2 protein-coding genes are annotated in these 1528 nt (G+C 66.0%); one reads left to right on the top strand and one right to left on the bottom strand.

Annotated elements, in window-relative coordinates; genetic code table 11:
- Positions 1-486: 486 nt before the first annotated feature.
- Positions 487-966, bottom strand: a complete 480-nt coding sequence (locus AB0M52_RS33920; RefSeq protein WP_363961976.1) for a toll/interleukin-1 receptor domain-containing protein — start codon at positions 964-966, stop codon at positions 487-489.
- A gap of 381 nt (positions 967-1347) precedes the next feature.
- Here AB0M52_RS33920 and AB0M52_RS33915 point away from each other — a divergent pair.
- The coding region (locus AB0M52_RS33915) for a GNAT family N-acetyltransferase (RefSeq protein WP_363961978.1) at positions 1348-1528 on the top strand (181 nt) is incomplete at its 3' end.

Genomic DNA, 1528 nt, shown 5'->3' with positions numbered 1-1528 from the left:
GTCGGCGAACACCTGCTCGACGTGCTGGCCGCCGGCGGGATCGCCGCCCGACCTGCCCGGCTGGACCGCCGACGAGGCGGCCCGCGCGCTGCTGCTGACCGCCCTGCCGGCCGGCCACGCGGGGTGGGCCCGTTGTAGATCAGGTCTGCGAGCGTCGTGGCTGTTGGCCGGTCAAGGCGAAGAACAACTTCCTCTTCCTCAGGCATGCCCGCACCCTACGGCTCTTGCAGAATCCGGTGTACAGGTCGACTCGTCCGTCGCCCACCAGGCCAGCCGCCCACAGATGGCGGCTGACCTGGTGTTTCTTTGCGTGTTGCCGGTCACCGTTGGTCGTTTTTGGTCGACGTTCGACGGCCCAATAACGGCCCAGACGGCCCCAGCGCGGCCCGGGACTCTCGTCTGAACAGCCGCAGCGGCAGTCTCGGTCGAAGCGGCTTGCTTTGTCCGGGCCGAGCGCTGAGCGACGCCCGGCACGCCACCGGACGCCTAGTTCGCCGATGTGAGCGGCGCGGTCAGGTCGTCCTCAACGGCGACCAGCTCGGCGATCTTAGTGGCAATGTCAGCCATCGAATCATCCGCCGTGTTCAACCCGTTTCGAGAGGCAAGCAAGGGGCTAACCTTCCGGAGCTCGTCGTAGGTCGTCTCATGCACGACAGGGATCAGCAGGTCACGCGCAAGGAGCTCCGAGAGCTCCTTGTCAGAGACACCCCGGCGGTCGACACGTTTCAGTAGCGCAGGGGTGACCAGAACGAGACCCGTACGCGACTTCGCCAGGCCTCTGTCGATTTCCCGCAGGAACGGTTGGCCGAGCACAATGTCCTTCTCGCTGAACCAGACCGACACGCCCTCTGCTACCAGCAGGTCGTGCAACTCCATAGCAGCACCGCGCCGGTCATCCCACGCGTAGCACAGGAAGACATCGCAAAGGTCTGGCTCCTGACGCTCGCGCAACTCGACGTTTGACACGGCTTTGCGGTCCCGGTTGTGCCGGAAATGTGCCCGATGATCTTCGACCCCGGCGCGACCTTTTGACCCCCAGAGATCGGCAACGCGGTGCCGTCCGCCTCGCACCGCGGGTCGAGGGTCTGATGGTGGTCACCGTGGTTCCGCTTGGTGTCGTCGGTTGCTGTACTCCCCTGCTGTACTGCGTGACCTAGCATCGCCCGTCGGTCCGGGTAGCGAATGCAGGCCGCGATGTAGCACCACCGCGAGGACTAGAACAGTAAGTGTCGGGATAGTGACAGATGGCAAGCGACTTGCTGTTGCGGTAGGGGCTTCAGCCGATAATCCACTAGTGACGCCTCAACGCCGACAGCTCGATCTGCCCGATACGGAGCAGGCACGCCTATTCAACTCCCTCGACCCTGCACCAGCGTTGGCCGTGCCGCCGGGAGGATACGCGCCCCTTGCGCGCCCCAGACCGAGTCGTTTGCCCTGATCGAGGTGCTGCCCGCCGCGCGCCGGCAGGGACTGGCCGCCCGGCTTATCCGGGCGCTCGCCGACTGGGCCGCCGAGGCCGGGGCGACCG

It is taken from the genome of Micromonospora sp. NPDC051296 (assembly GCF_040682255.1).
Classification (GTDB): domain Bacteria; phylum Actinomycetota; class Actinomycetes; order Mycobacteriales; family Micromonosporaceae; genus Micromonospora; species Micromonospora craterilacus.
Note: the sequence above shows the minus strand (reverse complement) of the source record. Positions and strands in the feature narration are given on the sequence as shown.